This is a genomic window from Deinococcus metallilatus (assembly GCF_004758605.1).
Classification (GTDB): Bacteria; Deinococcota; Deinococci; order Deinococcales; family Deinococcaceae; genus Deinococcus; species Deinococcus metallilatus.
On the sequence record NZ_CP038511.1, the window covers coordinates 65,341 to 80,826 of the forward strand.

17 protein-coding genes are annotated in these 15,486 nt (G+C 70.8%); 6 read left to right on the plus strand and 11 right to left on the minus strand.

Going from position 1 to position 15,486, the window contains the following annotated elements:
* Positions 1-122: 122 nt before the first annotated feature.
* Both E5F05_RS04210 and E5F05_RS04215 read right to left on the minus strand, forming a co-directional pair.
* The gene (locus tag E5F05_RS04210; RefSeq protein ID WP_164973330.1) at positions 123-740 is read right to left on the minus strand and encodes a DUF1345 domain-containing protein; all 618 of its coding nucleotides are present in this window, start codon (positions 738-740) and stop codon (positions 123-125) included.
* Between the two features lie 333 nt (positions 741-1,073).
* A complete protein-coding gene (locus tag E5F05_RS04215; RefSeq protein WP_164973331.1) occupies positions 1,074-2,405 on the minus strand; it encodes a sodium:proton exchanger in 1,332 nt (443 codons plus the stop codon).
* 326 nt (positions 2,406-2,731) lie between these two features.
* Here E5F05_RS04215 and E5F05_RS21175 point away from each other — a divergent pair, with 326 nt between their 5' ends.
* From E5F05_RS21175 to E5F05_RS04225, 3 genes are all read left to right on the plus strand, one after another.
* Positions 2,732-2,890, plus strand: coding sequence for a hypothetical protein (locus E5F05_RS21175; protein WP_164973332.1), 159 nt, complete (start codon positions 2,732-2,734; stop codon positions 2,888-2,890).
* A gap of 367 nt (positions 2,891-3,257) precedes the next feature.
* The gene (locus tag E5F05_RS21540) at positions 3,258-3,776 is read left to right on the plus strand and encodes a TlpA family protein disulfide reductase (RefSeq protein ID WP_260177086.1); all 519 of its coding nucleotides are present in this window, start codon (positions 3,258-3,260) and stop codon (positions 3,774-3,776) included.
* 64 nt (positions 3,777-3,840) lie between these two features.
* Positions 3,841-4,425, plus strand: a complete 585-nt coding sequence (locus E5F05_RS04225) for an SMI1/KNR4 family protein (protein WP_164973333.1) — start codon at positions 3,841-3,843, stop codon at positions 4,423-4,425.
* A 316-nt stretch (positions 4,426-4,741) separates the two neighbouring features.
* Here E5F05_RS04225 and E5F05_RS04230 read toward each other — a convergent pair whose 3' ends face one another.
* From E5F05_RS04230 to E5F05_RS04265, 8 genes are all read right to left on the minus strand, one after another.
* Positions 4,742-5,572, minus strand: a complete 831-nt coding sequence (locus tag E5F05_RS04230) for a class I SAM-dependent methyltransferase (protein ID WP_129117521.1) — start codon at positions 5,570-5,572, stop codon at positions 4,742-4,744.
* Positions 5,569-6,831, minus strand: coding sequence for a cytochrome P450 (locus E5F05_RS04235; RefSeq protein ID WP_129117522.1), 1,263 nt, complete (start codon positions 6,829-6,831; stop codon positions 5,569-5,571). The genes E5F05_RS04230 and E5F05_RS04235 overlap by 4 nt, the downstream gene beginning before the upstream one ends.
* A gap of 44 nt (positions 6,832-6,875) precedes the next feature.
* Positions 6,876-7,397, minus strand: coding sequence for a signal peptidase II (gene lspA / locus E5F05_RS04240; protein WP_241687048.1), 522 nt, complete (start codon positions 7,395-7,397; stop codon positions 6,876-6,878).
* Positions 7,388-8,182 carry an undecaprenyl-diphosphate phosphatase gene (locus E5F05_RS04245; protein WP_129117523.1) on the minus strand — a complete coding sequence of 265 codons (795 nt, stop codon included), beginning with the start codon at positions 8,180-8,182 and terminating at the stop codon, positions 7,388-7,390. Before E5F05_RS04245 ends, lspA begins: the two co-directional genes overlap by 10 nt.
* 55 nt (positions 8,183-8,237) lie before the next feature.
* Positions 8,238-8,621 carry an ArsR/SmtB family transcription factor gene (locus E5F05_RS04250; protein WP_103128164.1) on the minus strand — a complete coding sequence of 128 codons (384 nt, stop codon included), beginning with the start codon at positions 8,619-8,621 and terminating at the stop codon, positions 8,238-8,240.
* Entirely contained in the window at positions 8,618-8,872 is a 255-nt protein-coding gene (locus tag E5F05_RS04255) for a glutaredoxin family protein (RefSeq protein WP_103128165.1), read from the minus strand. Before E5F05_RS04255 ends, E5F05_RS04250 begins: the two co-directional genes overlap by 4 nt.
* Positions 8,873-8,924: 52 nt before the next feature.
* The gene (locus E5F05_RS04260) at positions 8,925-9,554 is read right to left on the minus strand and encodes a cation efflux transmembrane domain-containing protein (protein ID WP_103128166.1); all 630 of its coding nucleotides are present in this window, start codon (positions 9,552-9,554) and stop codon (positions 8,925-8,927) included.
* Between the two features lie 130 nt (positions 9,555-9,684).
* Positions 9,685-12,075 carry a heavy metal translocating P-type ATPase gene (locus E5F05_RS04265; RefSeq protein WP_103128167.1) on the minus strand — a complete coding sequence of 797 codons (2,391 nt, stop codon included), beginning with the start codon at positions 12,073-12,075 and terminating at the stop codon, positions 9,685-9,687.
* Between the two features lie 117 nt (positions 12,076-12,192).
* On the opposite strand from E5F05_RS04265, the gene lnt reads away from it, so the two are divergent.
* Positions 12,193-13,608 carry an apolipoprotein N-acyltransferase gene (lnt, locus tag E5F05_RS04270; RefSeq protein WP_235610253.1) on the plus strand — a complete coding sequence of 472 codons (1,416 nt, stop codon included), beginning with the start codon at positions 12,193-12,195 and terminating at the stop codon, positions 13,606-13,608.
* Between the two features lie 368 nt (positions 13,609-13,976).
* On the opposite strand, the gene E5F05_RS04275 is transcribed toward lnt, so the two are convergent.
* On the minus strand, positions 13,977-14,711 hold the full coding sequence (locus E5F05_RS04275) for a DUF4386 family protein (RefSeq protein ID WP_164973334.1): 735 nt from the start codon (positions 14,709-14,711) through the stop codon (positions 13,977-13,979).
* 374 nt (positions 14,712-15,085) lie between these two features.
* On the opposite strand from E5F05_RS04275, the gene E5F05_RS21180 reads away from it, so the two are divergent.
* Both E5F05_RS21180 and E5F05_RS21185 read left to right on the plus strand, forming a co-directional pair.
* On the plus strand, positions 15,086-15,256 hold the full coding sequence (locus tag E5F05_RS21180) for a hypothetical protein (RefSeq protein ID WP_164973335.1): 171 nt from the start codon (positions 15,086-15,088) through the stop codon (positions 15,254-15,256).
* Complete coding sequence (locus tag E5F05_RS21185) at positions 15,253-15,420, plus strand: hypothetical protein (RefSeq protein ID WP_164973336.1); 168 nt, start codon at positions 15,253-15,255, stop codon at positions 15,418-15,420. The genes E5F05_RS21180 and E5F05_RS21185 overlap by 4 nt, the downstream gene beginning before the upstream one ends.
* The last annotated feature ends 66 nt before the right edge of the window (positions 15,421-15,486 follow it).

The window sequence follows — 15,486 nt, forward strand, 5'->3', positions numbered from 1 at the left end:
GTGGCGCGCCCCCAGGTTCACTGGGGCGCGCCGCTCGGCGGTTGGACTCCTGCTCAGCCAGACACCCCTCCGTCCGCCACGTCGCTCTTTACAGGTGGGAGTGTCCCGGCCGCTTCTTCCCGTCAGATCAGGCTGCCCAGCACATTCAGGGTGAGGGCCAGGATAGCCACGTTGAACCAGAAGGCGGTCAGGCCGTGCCACAACGCGACCCGCCGGATGACCGGACTGGAGACGGCCACATCCGAGACTTGAAACGTCATGCCGAGGACAAAAGAGAAGTAGGCGAAGTCGAGCGCGGCGGGTGGCGTGGCGCCCGGGAACTCCAGACCACCGTCCGGCCCGGCCTCCTGATCCCCGTCACTGTAGTACAGGTGCGCGTACCGCAGGGCATAGGTGGTGTGCGTGAGGAACCAGCCACTCACCACCGCCACGACCGCGAACGTGATCGGCACGCCTGGAGCTGCGGGAGACAGACGCTTGGCCCCGTCGATCACCCAGGCGGCCGCGACCAGGCTCACGACGCTGGAGACCAGGACACTGGCGCCCACGGCCGCCCGGCCGGGGTCCTCGACGGCCGCCGCGTACCGCGTGCGTTCGGGAGGCGAGCGCAGGATGAAGTGCCAGGTCAACGCGAGCAAGGTGAGGGCGCCCACGTCCCAGCCCAACATGGCCCGGATCACCCCTGCCGGGGCAACGGGCAGCACCAACGCTGCCGCAATCCCGGCACTCCCCGCGATCATGAGCCGCGGCCAGGACTTCGGCCACGGACTCTGTTGGGTGGGGGAGGAAGGAAAGTGGTTCATCACGGCCACTCGGGGGTGAGGTCAACCTCAAGGAACGAACAGACATAAGCCCGCGTCTCCGAGCACGACGCCCTGCTATCTCGGTGCTTCCCGTGGCAGGGGGCTGCTGGCCGCCGGAGCAGGGGTGGAGGCGGACCCTCCATGGGGTGCCCGGTCCTGCCGGTCTTCTCGCGCGTCCCAAACGCTCACGGCGGCCAGGAGCAGCAGGGCCAGCATGAGGCCGAGGGCCGCCTGGGCCTCCCGGGTGTTCGCACGGTTCCGCATGGCGGCCTACCTTCCAGGGCGCCCGGCCCTGAGCAACTCGGCCAGGTGCAGGTGCCTGCGGTTCAGCAGCAGGAACACCGCGGTGAGCGCCAGGTAGAGCCAGCCCAGGGCGACATGCACCCCCTCGACCGGAATGAAAAACTGGACCAGGAACAGTCCCGCGAGCGTCAGCGCGGCCCGGAGGGTGAAGCGGAAGGTGAGCAGCAGCGAGATCCCGAACAGGGACTGCGCGGCCGTCAGGAACACCTCGTCCACCGACTGGGCCGTCAGGGGCAGCGGCGCGGCGTGCCCCTGCCCGACGCTGTACGCCAGGGGGATCGCGGCGATCAGCAGCGTCCACTGGTTGAGCTTCGAGGAGATCAGGTTGCTCAACCCCTTGCCCGCGAACACGATCAGGCCCGCCCAGATGAACGCCGTGAGGCTCTCGGGAAACTCCGAGAGGAAGGGGGCCACCCACTGGATCAGGATGAACTGCGAGACGCCCACCTGCCGGGCGACCTGGAGCACCGCGTCGATAAAGGGCTCCGCCCCGAAGAACAGCACGTACGCTCCGGCCAGCAGGAACAGGCTGATAACCAGGGTGCGCGTCCCGGGCGGGAGACGCTTGACGCGGGCGGCGACGCCGATGTCCCGGCTCTCGTCCTCCTCGTCGGCGTCCTCCGCGGGTTCGCTGTTCTCCTCCAGTTCCGCGCTGAGTTCCGTCTCCGTGAGCACGCGGGCCGGTGCCTGGTGCCGCCGCCTGGACTGGCGGAAGGCGGTGAGGATGTAGGCGACGTAGAGCGCGACGAGGACCACGGAGTCGAGCAGGCTGAACGACCGCTTCAGCACCAGCACGAAGGCGTACAGGGAGGCGAGCAGCAGGAACAGCAGTTCGGGCGCGTTCCGCGCGTCGAGTTCAATTTCCGTGAAGCGCTGGCCCTGGCGCCGGGCGCTCAGGAACGCCACGACCATGATCAGGGGCCAGCCCAGGCCGAGCAGCAGCCGGTTGGCGCCCGTCATGCTGGCCGCGGCCAGTTCCGTCTGCCCGCGGTAGGCCAGCAGGACCTCAAAGGCGTACTCGGGCGCGACCTCGATCAGGGCGAGCAGGGCGAGCGCCACGGACTGCGGCACCACGGTTTCGAGGCCCTCCGTCGCCCACGAGAGGAAAAAGGCCGCGGCGATGATCGCCACCCCCAGCACCAGCGAGGTGAGCAGCGGGTGCCCCTGCGCCAGGCCGCCGAAGCGGACGAGGGAGAAGGGCACCAGGGTCGAAGCTGCGGCCCCCAGGGTGATCCAGTCACCCCGGGTAAATCCCAGGTGCAGGCCAGGGTCGGAAGGAGCGATCGGTGGACGCGGCAAGGTCGAGTTCTCCTGACGGGAGTGGAGGTTCAGGGTGGCACCTGACGTTTAGTGTCCAGGCTCTATGGAAATCTGTACAGACGTACATTCTTTAACAATAGGCGGGCGGCGCGTTTGGATTCAGCGGAACGTGCGTCTGCTGGCCGCCGGGCAGGACCTGGCCTGGGCGAGGTCGGTGTCAGAGAACGGTTGGACGTCCATGGCGGCGTCTCCCCCCTCCCCCGTTCCGTCAAACACCTGGGGGAATCTCAGGGTTGTGACCACGTGTGGCCCTGTCCGGGGAAGACGAAGAGTCTTCCCCGCTGGCGTGACCTCAAAGGTCAGATGTGGGCCTCCAGAAGCTGGTCGAGGACGAGAAGGACGGCGTGGAGGGGGTGACCCCCTCCGCCAGCGCCAAGCGTGCCTTCGAGTTCACCGGCGATGAGCTTCTTAACGCGTCCGGGGTGCAGTGCCTGGCGCATGGCGACACGCCCCCCAACGGGTGAGGCTGCTCAACCTCGCCCGGGAGCGCAGGGAGCGTGGGCACACGCCAGCCCTTGGACTCTTCTCATGGTGTCTGTACAGTTATACAGATATCATGGACCCAGTGTCTCCTCGCCTGTACCTGACCTGTCTGCCGGGCCTCGCCCCGGGCGCCGTTCCTCATCCTCACCCCCCACCGACCCGGTGCCCGAGCATGCCCCATTCACGGCACACCGGGCTTCGCCCGCTCTGGCACAGCCCGAAGCGCCTCACCCGGTCGGCCTGGCGGCCGACCGGGGAAAGGGCTTTCCCGGCCCGCAGGAGGGGAGCTTCCCCGTGAATTCAGCCTCCCCCGGCACTCACGTCCCAACGGCCCTGTGGCGACGCCTCCTGCCACCCGTGCTTGCGGCCGTCCTCGCGGCCACCCTGGGTGCGGCGTTGCTCAACCCGGCGCGCCGCACGACCAGCGGCGGTCCACTCGTCGGGAAGCCCGCGCCCGCCTTCGCCCTCCAGAGCCTGGACGGTGCGTCGGTTCGTCTGGCGGACCTGCGTGGTCGGCCCGTCGTCTTGAATTTCTGGGCGTCATGGTGCACGCCCTGCCGCGAGGAAGCGCCTCTGTTCCGTGAACTCAGTGGGCGGCAGGCGGCGGGACAGGGCCTCGCCGTGATCGGCATCCTCTTCCAGGAGACCAAGGAACAGAACGCCCGCGACTTTATCCGCGAGTTCGCCCTCGCGTATCCCAGCCTGCGCGACCCTCAGTCCAAAACCGCGATCAACTACGGCGTGGGCGGGATTCCCGAGACCGTCTTCATCGACCGGCAGGGCGTCGTTCAACACGTGGACCGCGGCGGTCTGTCCCGCGAGCGCCTGAACGTCGGGCTGGAAAGAATCGGGGTGCGCGGGCTGTGAGGGGTGGTCTCTGGAGTCGTGGCGCAGGCTCGGCCCCTTCTCTTTCGGGCAGGAGAACGCTCCCGTGTCCTGGACAGCCTTCCTAAAGGGTGTCTCCGACCTGGCGCCGGGGCTGCTCGACGGCCTCGCCCCACCGGCCACGGCGGCGGACCTCCAGGCCCTGACCGCGGCGCTGAACAGTCCGCTTCCCGAGGACGTCCACCAGGTGCTCGCCACGCACAACGGGCAGCGGGCCGGGCACCGCATCCTGTTCGGGCTGACCCTGATGAGTGCGCAGGACATCGCCCGCCACGCCCGGAGCGTCGCTCACGCGCTGGAACGCGAGGGGCTTGTTCCGGTGGAGGACCTGGACCGCCGCACGCAGGCGTACGAACCGAATCCGCACCACGTGCCGCTGTTCACGGACAACACCGGGAACTTCCTCGGCTTCGACCTGGCCCCGTCGGCGTCGGGCGTGTGGGGGCAGGTCGTCATCTTCGGACTAGACCTTCCCCGTCCCCGAGTGGTCGCCGACTCGTTCCACACGCTGTTCGAGGAGCTGAGCGCCGAACTTCGGCAGGGAAACTACCGGATCAAGGACGTGGGCGGGTACAGCTCCATGAGCTGGAAGCCAGGGAACGGCTCGGCCCTGTCCGAGATCTTGCTGTAAGCGCGGGGAGGTGGGCTCGCCCGCTGGCCCTGCCGCAGGCGGATGAACGGAAACCCCACCCAGACGGTGCCGCCCTGATGGGTCTCCGGCCAAGCCTCCCGACCCTCTGCGCGTGTGGTCGTGACCTCCGCCTGCTCCGCCCATCCGTGTGACGCCTGACTCGCTCTGACCCTCCCAAGCGATGGGCCCGGCAGGTGAGCAGGAGCAGGGCCAGCAGCCCCAGGGCGGCCTACCAGCGTAGGGGCTCCTCGATTTGGAGATGGTCTTTCGCCTGAGGCATGCGGTGGATGTGGAGAGGACGCTGGAACGGGCTGGCCTAACCGAGTGGTTGGAAGCGGTAGCGCAGCAAGCGGTGGACCCTCCGCAACAGCGGGACACGGCGCAGCACCCGCCAGGCCGCCCGCTCCACCCTGGGCAACCGTGCGAACCCCGGCAGATCGAGCAGGCTGACGTCGTCGAGCAGGTGGAAGCCTGGCGGCCAGGTTTCCACCTCCCGGGGGTCCTCCAGCCCCCAGCGCAGGGTGGCGCCAGACGCGCGCAGGGCCGGGTGCCACCCTCCCAGGCGCACCCCCAGCCCACTGAGGGCGTCGCACACCAGCTCCCCTCCGGGGAACATCTCCCCCAGCCGCGTGAGCAGCGCGCGCACCTCAGGCTCCGGCAGGTACATCAGCAGTCCCTCCGCGATCACCAGCACCGGCCCTTCCCGCGGCACCTCCCGCAGCCACCCTCCCTCCGTTACCGAAGCGGCGATCATCCGGTAGCCCGGTCCCTCGTGCCGGGGGTAGACGGCCCGGCGCAGCGCGATCACCTCCGGCAGGTCGAGGTCGAACCAGCGCGCGCCGGGAGGAACCGGCACCGGGTCCACCCGCCCGTCCAGCCCGCACCCCAGGTGCAGCACGGTGGCCGCCGGATGCCGGGCGAGGAAGGCCGCCGTCCACTCGTCCAGTGCCCGGGCGCGCAGCGCCAGCCCGAAGGCGTCGCCGCGCAGGGCGGGCCGGGCCGGGACCGCCCGCCCCAGACGACGCAGCACCTGGGCGGCCGTCTCGTCGCGCAGGATCGGGTCGCGCCACGTGTTCTGGCTCGCCTTGGCGACGAGCGGGATCAGCAGGGTCGCCTGCTCCGGGTTGAGTTGGCCTGGCCCGCTCACGCTCCGCCCGCCCGGCCACCGCTCCGCCGGACCCCGCTCAGCACCAGGCGGCTGGCTGGACGCGCTGGGTAGCGCGTGAGGCTCACCCGCAGGTCCTGCGGCGGCACCGCGTAGGTCAACTCCTCCGTCAGGAAGCGCAGCGCCCCCTGCATCAACTCGATGGTGATCCACTCGCCCGCGCAGCGGTGCCCCTGGACATGGTCCCCACCGCCCTGCGGGATGAAGTTGTACGCGCTGCCGTTCCAGTCCCGGAAGCGCCCCGGGCGGAACCGCTCGGGGTCCCCCCACAGCCTCCGGTCGTGGTTGGTGCCGTACAGGTTGAGCAGGGCCCGCCGTCCCCGCTGGAAGGGCTGCCCCCGCCACTCGAAGTCCCGCCGGACCTTGGCCAGCGCGAAGGGGAAGAAGGGATAAAACCGCCGCACCTCCTGCACGAAGTGCTCCCCGGCCCCCCGGCCGCTGAGCAGGTCGCGCCTGGCCTCCGGGGACTCGTGCAGCGCCAGGGCAGTGAAGGTGACGTACAGGGCGACCGCCACCGTGGGTCGCAGGACATTCAGCACCTCCACGGCGGCGGTGTGCTCGTCCAGCAGCGCTCCCGCCGGGTCCCGGTGCAGCGCGATCACGCGCAGGGCACTCGCCTCGGCCGGGTCGAGGTCCCCCGCGCGTACCTGACGGATCAGGCCTCCGGCCCAGCGTTCCGCCCGCGCCCGCCCCAGGCGGCCGCGCCAGTGCCGGGGTCCCACCGCGCCCGCGCTGTCGATCATGGCCGCGAAGTCCGCCGTCCGGAGCGTCACCTCCGCTGGAGTGAGCGGCACGCCCGCCCAGCGGCACACGGCGCGGCAGAGCAGTTCCTGCACCTCGTCCAGCAGCACCACCCGGTCCTGCATCTCCCACTTCACGGCGGCGGCGTGCCACTGCGCGGTGGTCAGGCTCGCCAGGTCGCGCAACCTGTCCGGGGTCATCAGGGACATGAACATCGCCTTGCGCGCCCGGTGGGCCTCGCCGTCCAGGCCCTGCACGCCGCCCTGCCCGAAGAGGGTCTTCTGGGCCCGGGACGGGGCCGCCCCGCGCCGCTCGAAGCGCTCCGGGTCGTAGAACACCCGGGCGGCCTCTTCACCGTGCAGGCACAGGACGGGCACCCCTAACAAGCGGGTCTCGAAGACGTCGGTGCGGTCGCGCTCGCTGCGGTGGAGGAGAAACGCGTACCCCTCGCGCAGCAGGGCCACGGTGCTGTCGGTGGGATGGCTTCTGGCCGCGGACATGGTGGAACCTCCTAACGGTGAGGAACGGTGGGCGAGCCTGAACCTCAGGCCGTGGACGAGGACCGGGTCGGGGAGCGCGTGCTTCGCAGCAGCAGCAACAGCACGCCACTCACCACCCAGACGTCGGCGAGGTTGAAGACCGGAAAGTCACCCTGCCCGAGCACGCGGGTCACCGCCGAGAGGGTGTGCGACGCGAGCGTATCCACGACCTTGCCCAGCCGCCACCCGTCGAGCGAGTTGCTGAGCGCCCCCCCGGCAATCAGGGTGAGGGCCACACCCGTTAGGGGCGGAACGGCGCGGCGGGAGAGGTACACGAGCAGCGCCACGCCCGCCACCAGCCGCAGCGCGGCGAGGGGCAGCGCCGCCCCCGCGAACAGGCTCCAGGCCGCCCCCGTGTTGTAGATCAGCCCCAGACTCAGCACCCCGGGGAGGACCTCGCGGAACTCGCCGAGTGTGAATTCCCGCACGGCCCACGCCTTGAGGCTCTGGTCCAGCAGCAGGCACGCGAGCACCCCGGCGATCACCGCCGGTCGGGGCCACACCACCCCCGCCCGCCTCAGCGCCACAGCACCCACCCCAGGATGGCGAGGCCCGCGAGCACGCGGTACACCGCGAAGCCCCGGAAGTTGTGCCGGGAGACGTAGCGCAGCAGCCAGCTCACCGCGAGCAGCGCGGTCACGAACGACACCGCCAGCCCAACGGTGAGGGGGCCGAGTTGCGCTGCCCCCAGGGCGTCGCGGCCCTTCAGCAGGGCGTACAGGGTCGCCAGGCCCAGGGTCGGGATCGACAGGTAGAACGAGAACGCGGTCGCGGTGGGCCGGTCGAGCCCGGTCAGCAGACCGCCGATGATGCTCGACGCGCTGCGCGAGACGCCGGGCACCAGGGCGAGGCACTGCGCGCAGCCCACGACGAGGGCCTGGCGCCGAGTCACCTGGGTCAGGCCGCTCGTGGTGGCCGCCGCAGGCCGCCCCTCGATCACCCACAACACGATCCCGCCCACGATCAGGGAGATCGCCACGGTGAGCGGCGAGAAGAGGTAGCGCGTGATCAGGTCGCTGAACAGGAAGCCCAGGATGGCCGCCGGGAGGAAGGCCAGGGCCACGCCCAGCCACAAGCGGCGGGCGTCCGGGCTGACCGGCAGGGCGCGCGCCTGGCCGAGCAGGTCGCGCCAGTAGTATGCGATGACGGCCAGCACCGCCCCGACCTGGATGACGATCTCGAAGGTGCCGCCCGAGTCGCGGAACTTCAGCAGGTCGGCGGCGACAATCAGGTGGCCGGTGGAGGACACCGGCAGGAACTCGGTGATGCCCTCGACGAGGCCCAGCAGGGCCGCAGAGATGGAGGTGTTCAAAAGCGGGGTCCTTGAGAAGCAGGGGTGGGACGGGAAACCCCGGGGGGGAGCGTCCTCACATGGCTTTGGCGTGCTCCAGCACGTCCGCGATCAGCCGCGTGACGCCGTCGTTCGCCAGTCGGTAGTAGGCGATGCGGCCCACCTTCCGGAAGGTCACCAGGCCCAGCGCGCGCAGGTGGCGGAGCTGGTGACTCATGGTGGACTCGTTGATCCCCGCGATCACCGCCAGGTCGCACACGCACAGTTCCTCCAGCGCGAGCGCGGAGAGGATGCGCAACCGGGTGGGGTCGGAGACCACCTTGGTCAGGGTGGTCGCGCGCTCGATGAGGGCCTCGTCCGGCAGGCCCGCCGCCGCGCGGGCCACGGCCTCGGGGTGCACGCAGTGGACTTCGCAGTCGGCCGCACGATCGGTCTTGACGTCGGGAAGGGAGGAAGTCATGCCCCATTGTCGCTCAGGGCGGCTTCCAGCAGGGGGCGCTGGTCCTCAAAGGTGCCGTAAAAGGCCCGCTCACCGATGACGGTCACGGGGGCGACGCGGACGTTCGCCCGCGCCTGCATCTCCGCCAAGGCCGCCGGGTCCTCGCGGACGTTCTTCTCGATATAGATGACCCGCCGCGCCGTGAGAAAGCGCTTGACGGCCTCGCACGACGAGCAGTTGGGGACGGTGTAGACGATCACGGTCGGGAGCATGAGACACCTCGGCAGGAAAGGAAGCGAAGGAGCGTGGAGGGCGGGTCCGGCCTCAAGCCTCCGACCGGGCCGTTTCCGCAGCCTCGGCCGCCTCGGACAGGATTTCCCGACCTCCGTTGGCCGCGATGGCCGACACGATCACGCCGAGCACCAGGTCCGGCAGATTCGAATCCAACCACAACACCAGCGCGCCGGACAGCACGACGGCCAGGTTCACCAGCGAGTCGTTGCTGGTGAAGATGGCCGACGCCTTGAAATTGACGTCCTCGCCCTGGTGGCGCCTGAGGAGGTGCAAGCAGACCAGGTTCAGCCCCGCGTTGACGGCGGCCATGACCATCATCGCGGGGCCGACCGGCTCTTCACCCCCGAAGAACCGGCGCAGCACCTCCACGAACAGCAGCACCGCGAGGCCGATCAGGAGCCAGCCGGACAGGCGGGCGGCGCGCACCTTGATGGTGGCGGCGCGGCCCACCGCGTAGAGGCTGACGCCGTAGACAGACGCGTCGGCCAGGTTGTCGAGGGCTGCGCCGATCAGGGCGGTGGAGGACGCCCACACGCCGACCCCTGCGCCCGCCAGGGATTGCCCGAGGTTGATCAGCAGCACCAGCCACAGGATGCGGCGGTCGGCCGCCTGGCTGGCGTCGAGATGGTGTGCGTCGTCGTCTGTCCGGGAGTCGCTCACTGGCGTCCACCTTTCTGATGGCAGCCGCTGACGGTGAAGGCGCTGTGGGTTCCGAAGGTCAGGCCTGAACCGGGGAGGAGGTTCGTGGTTGGTCGTGGGTGCGACCGCGAGGGCCGCGGTGGGCAACTGCTCACGCGCCGGGCTTGAAGCGCAGCAGGCGCAAGGCATTGGCGGTCACGAGCACAGTCGCGCCGGTGTCGCTGAGGATCGCGGGCCACAGACCGGTGATGCCCAGCAGCGTGGTGACCAGGAAGATGGCCTTGAGGCCCAGCGCGAAGGCGACATTCTGGCGAATGTTGGTCATCACGGCGCGGGAAAGCTGCACCAGCTCCGCGACTCCCGTGACGGAGTGACGCAGCAGGGCGGCGTCGGCGGTTTCCAGGGCCACGTCCGTGCCGCCCCCCATCGCAATGCCCACGTCGGACTGGGCCAGTGCGGGGGCGTCATTGATCCCGTCGCCGACCATCGCCACCTTGCCGCCCTGCTTGAGGGCGGCGATCCGCCGGAGCTTGTCCTCGGGCAGCAACTCCGCCTCCACGTCCAGGCCCAGGTCCCGCGCGATGGCGTTCCCCGTGCGGGCGTTGTCCCCGGTCAGCATCAACGAGCGCACGCCCAGCCCCTTGAGCGTGGCGACGGCCTCGCGCGCGTCGGGACGCGGCTCATCCCGGATGGCGATCAGGCCCAGCGGCCCGTGCCCGTTCAGCAGCACCACCACCGTCTTGCCCTGACCCTCCAGGGCCTCGATCCGCGACCGCACCTCCGGGGTGAGCCCCGTGCGCTCCTGCGCGTACCGGGGCGACCCGACCGCCAGGTCCTCGCCGTCCACGACGGCCGTCACGGCCTTGCCCGAGATCGCCCGGGCCTGCCGGGGCGTGGGCACCGCCAACCCCTGGGCACGCTCCACGATGGCCTTGGCGAGCGGGTGCGCCGAGCCCGTCTCCACGGCGGCGGCCAGGCGCAGCACGTTCGCCTCGTCCCCGAACAGCGGAATCACGTCGGTCACCTGCGGCTTGTTCTCGGTCAGGGTGCCCGTCTTGTCGAAGGCGACCGTCGAGACGCCCCCGATGGTCTCCAGCGCCGCGCCCCCCTTGATGAGCAGGCCGCGCCGGGCGCCCGCCGAGATCCCGCTGGTGACGGCCGCGGGCACGGAGAGCACCAGGGCGCAGGGACAGGCGATGAGGAGCAGGGCCACGCCCTTGTAGATCCACTCGTGCCAGGGTTGGCCGAACAGCAGGGGGGGCAGGACGGCGAAGAGCAGCGCGACCGCCATCGCGGCGGGGGTGTACCAACGGGAGAAGCGGTCGATAAAGCGCGCGGTGGGGGCCTTGGAGGACTCCGCCTCCTCGACCAGGTGGATGATCCGCGCGATGGTGTTGTCGGACGCCCCCCGGTCCACCCGCACGGTGAGCACCCCGTCGGTGTTGATGCTGCCCGCGTACACGGCGTCCCCCACGCCCTTGTGGACGGGCACGCTCTCGCCCGTCACGGGGGAGTCGTCGAGGTTGGAGTCGCCCTCGGTGATGGTGCCGTCGGCGGGCACCCGGCCGCCCGGCTGCACCCGCACGAGCTGGCCGACCCCAAGCCCCTCGACGGGCACCTCACGGGTCTGCCCGCCTTCCAGCAGCAGGGCGGTCTTGGGCGCCAGGGCGGCGAGGGCCTGGATGCCGGCCCGCGCCCGCCCGGCCGCCACGTTCTCCAGCAGCTCGCCGATGGCGAAGAGGAACACGACGAGCGCGCCTTCCGCCGCCTCCCCGATGGCGATGGCGCCGATGGCGGCCACGCTGATCAGGGTGTTGATGGTGAAGGGTTCTCCCAGACGGGCGCTGGCGACGGCCTTGCGCAGCAGCGGCCAGGTGCCGATGGCGGTCGCGGCCGCGTACGCCCAGAAGGCGAACCCCGGCGCGACCAGGCTGAACACGAAAGCCAGGGCCAGCAGGGCGCCGGTGAGCAGGACGTTGCGGCCCTTGCCCGTCTGATACCAGGGGCGTTCAACCCGGGCCGGGCGGGGGGCGGCCGGAGTGGTCGGGGCCGTGCCGGGCACCGGGTTGACCTCGTCCTGCACTTCCGGCGGGTACCCGATGGAGCGCAGGGTCTGTTCGAGTTGGGTCCTGGGCGTCCGCGTCTCGTCGAGCGTCAGGCTGAGCGTCTGGGTGGTGAAGTTCACTTTGGGCTCGCCGACCCCCGGCAAGCGAGTCACCACGCCCTGTACCTTGTTGGCGCAGTCCGCGCAGTCCATGTTGTTCACGAAGTAGCGCAGGGGAGCGTTGGGGGTCACGGCCGGGGCCGCTTCCAGGGTGGGGGGATACCCCAGGGAGCGCAGGGTCTGTTCCAGCCGCTCGCGGGGCATCTGGGCCTCGTCCAGCGTGAGGCTCAGCGTCTGGGTGGTGAAGTTGACCTGGGGCGTGTCCACCCCGGGCAGCCGGGTGAGGGCGCTCTGCACCGTGCGGGCGCAGTCGGCACAGTCCATGCGCTCCACGAAGTAGCGCAGGGGCGTGCCCGGGGTGGAGGGGGAACTCGTCATACCTTAAGATATCTGTATGAGTGTACAGGTATCAAGCGCGGCGGCCCGACCTTGGGCATGAAGGGGACGCTCCAGATCAGGAGGGGGAGATGGCTGAAGAAGGGCACCCTGTCCGGCGTGCCGAGCCTGCCGTCCGTGGGGCTGGGCGCGGCCCTCGCCCTGACCGCCGTACCCCACGCCTGGAGCGCCCTCACCCCGCTGCCGCTCGCCGCGCTGCTCTGGTGGGTCAGCACCCCGCAGGCCCCGCGCGCGGTCGCCGCCCGGCTGTTCTGGGGCATGACCGCCTTCTTCAGCCTGCACCTGCTATTCCTGCCGCTCAGTTTTGCGCAGCTCTTCGGTGTGGCGGGCGCGCTGCTCTTCCCGGCGCTGTTTGTGCTCGAGGGAGCCTTTTACGCGCTACTGGGGCTGCTGGTGGCCCGGCTCACACCCACCTTCCTGGGGCGGGTGTGGGGCCTGGCTTTCGGATGGGTGGTGCTGGAATGGCTGCGGCACCTGGGGCCCTTCGCCTTTCCCTGGGGCACGCTGGGGTACACGCTGCTGCCCACCCCGCTGATCCAGGTGGCCGATCTCGGCGGCGTCCTGCTCGCCAGTCTGCTCGTCACGACCCTGGCAGCGGCGCTCGCCAGCCTCGCCCGGCAGGAGGCCCGGCCCCTGGCGCTGGCGCTGCCCGTCTGGGGGCTGGCGCTGGTCTACGGGCTGACGCGGCCCGAGCCCCCACCACCGACCCACCGGGCGCTGCTGGTGCAGGGCAACCTCGACCCGCTGGACAAGGTGGCGGGCAGGGCCGACCCGTTGCCGATCTATGCCCGGCTCAGCGGCGCTGCCGCCGGAGCGGTTGCGGTCTGGCCGGAGACCGCCATCTCGGGGGATGACCTGGGCCGTCTGCCCGATCAGCCCCTGCTGATCGGCGTCGCCCGCCCGGCTCAGAACCGGGTCGAGGCGTGGGACGGCGGCCTGATGGGGGCCTACGACAAACGGCGGCGGGTGCCGTTCGCCGAGTATTTCCCGCTGCGTACCCCCCTGGCGCCGCTGTACGAGCGGGTCTTCCGGGCGCTGGGCGTGCCCGACCCGGCCGGCCTGCTGCCGGGTCGCCTCGACCGGCCGCTGACCCTGGGCGGGGTGGCTTACGGGGCGTACGTGTGTTACGAGAGCGTCTTTCCCGGGATCGCCCGCGGCCTCGTGCGGGACGGCGCGGGGGTGCTGGTGAATGTGTCCAACGACGGCTGGTTCAACGCGGGGAACGGGGTGGAGCAGCACTTCCAGATGGGGCGGGTGCGGGCCATCGAGACCCGGCGCTTCCTGCTGCGCGCGGGCAATATCGGCGTGACGGCGGTGATCGACCCCAGGGGGCGGGTGACGCAGGCGCTGCCGACCCGGCGTGCAGGGGCACTCCAGGCCCGCTTCGCCGCCCAGAAGGGAACGACCGGGTACGTCCGGCTGGGGGACTGGCCGGTGGGGGTCGCGGCCCTGGGCCTGCTCGGCGTCGTGTGGGGCCGCCAAAGGCCCCGTTCCGATGGGACCTTCCGGAGGTGACGGCAGGCTGCCCCCGCGAGGTGGAAGGGGCCTCATCCGGGGAACACCACGGCCTCTCCAGACGCTCGCCGCCGGCCCCTCCAATGGCGTCCATTCGGGGCTGGCAGGATGCCCCCGGACGTTCACTTGATGAGCCGGCCCTCGACCCGCCACCCCCCTGGGTCGCGCTCGGGCCGAGACGGCGCAGGACCCGGGAATTATTTCCCGCTGGGTCAAACACGGTGTCCCCGGCCTGAGTTACCCGATTCGTCCAGCACCACGTCCACCGTGGTCACTGGCTGGAGGTCTTCAGCGCCTTAGGTCAGGGCATCCACCGTCCTGGAGACTGCGGCTGGGACCGCCGGGGAACAGCGCTGAGGTGGGAGCGGTCACGCGGGTGGGCGGGTGGGGCCGACGGCCGCCCGGGAAGCTCCCACACCGCGCAGCAGCGCCGCGCCCAGGCCCAGGTACGCGAGGCTCAGCACGGGGGCCAGGAACGGTTCGAGGTCGGCCAGACCGAGGGGCTTGGTGGCGATCACCACGCCCGCGAGCCCCGCCGTCACCAGAAACCAGGTCCCCAGGGCGGCGCTCCGGCGCAGGCGCAGCAGCAGGCCCCCACTCAGTGCCAACCACACGCCCAGCAGCAGGTCCGACCCCAGCCGCAGGTGGAGGGCCAGGTCCCCGACCATCCCCCCCACCACCTCCACCGCGTCCCGCGTCTCCCCGGAGGCCTGCACGTAGCTCTGCGCCAGGACGGGCGACGCGGCGGCGAGCACGAGCGGGGCGGCCAGCCCGAAGACCACGCCCCCCACCCCGGCCACGGCCGCGACCCTGGAGACCCCTCTGCCCCCGGGGCGCAGCCGGTCGTGCAGCGCCAGCGGTGCCGGCAGCAGCGCCAGACTGGAGAGCAGGGTCAGCCACCACAGGCCGGTGTAGGCGCGGGCGTGCTCCGCCACCCACGGCAGCAGCCGCGCCTGATCCTCGAACATCTCCACGTCCAGCCCGGCCCCGGCCAGGACGCCATACACATAGACGAGGGACAGCAGGAACAGCGCTCCGGCCAGCAGGGCACCGCCGCCGCCCAGTCGGGCGAGCGCTTGATCTTGGTCTTGAAGCGTGGACAAGGGAGAACTCCTGGTGAGGGGTCGAGGCAGGGCGCCCGTGGACGGCCGGATGGAGACGGCCTCCCACCGGTCAGCCGGAACAGCGAGGTTCCCCTTCCGACTGGACGGCGGGAGAGTCCGCACGCCTCTCCCGGCCCACGGCACGAAGGCGTGCGGGGGCAGGCCCGGGGGACGGCGCAACCCATCCGGCCCCAGGTTATCTGTACACCTCTACAGGGATCAAGAGAAAGGCCGGCCCTGCGGGCGTCCAGTGTGACGCGGGCGCCGCACGGGGACTCATGCTGAGGAGTGCCGTCCCAGACGACCATTCTTGACAGCACCCGGGACCGGGCCTACGCTTCATCCGACTATCTCCTCGGATGAAAAGGAGAACCGTGCGAACCGCCCCGATCCTGCTGACCCTGCTGCTCTCCTCGACCGCCCTGGCGGCCGATCTGAGCGGCACCAAGACCTACCTGCTGGGCCGTCTGGGCGCCCTGAACGCCTCCACGGCCCGGCTCGCGCGGGCCGCCGCCCTCCTGGGGGTCAAGGTATCGGGGCAATGAGGCGGCTTCTCCCCCTGCTCCTCACCCTGGCCAGCACGGCGGGCGCCGCCGACCTCGCCACCGCGCAGACGTTGCGGACGCGGCTCTCCGACGCGCGGGTCGAGCTGATCCTCGATGTGGGGCTCGTGGTGGTCCGGCAGGGGGTGAAGACGAGGCCCGGCTGATGCCAAGGGGTGAGCCTGCCCTTGATCGGCCGAGGCCGACGAAAAGGCCCGCGCTGAGGCCGTTTG

Coding starts and splice junctions, on each gene's coding strand:
- E5F05_RS04255 (WP_103128165.1), bottom strand. CDS start 8,872: ATGCTCCCGACCGTGATCGTCTACACCGTCCCCAACTGCTCGTCGTGC.
- E5F05_RS04210 (WP_164973330.1), bottom strand. CDS start 740: ATGATCGCGGGGAGTGCCGGGATTGCGGCAGCGTTGGTGCTGCCCGTT.
- E5F05_RS04265 (WP_103128167.1), bottom strand. CDS start 12,075: ATGACGAGTTCCCCCTCCACCCCGGGCACGCCCCTGCGCTACTTCGTG.
- E5F05_RS21185 (WP_164973336.1), top strand. CDS start 15,253: ATGAGGCGGCTTCTCCCCCTGCTCCTCACCCTGGCCAGCACGGCGGGC.
- E5F05_RS04235 (WP_129117522.1), bottom strand. CDS start 6,831: ATGTCCGCGGCCAGAAGCCATCCCACCGACAGCACCGTGGCCCTGCTG.
- E5F05_RS04250 (WP_103128164.1), bottom strand. CDS start 8,621: ATGACTTCCTCCCTTCCCGACGTCAAGACCGATCGTGCGGCCGACTGC.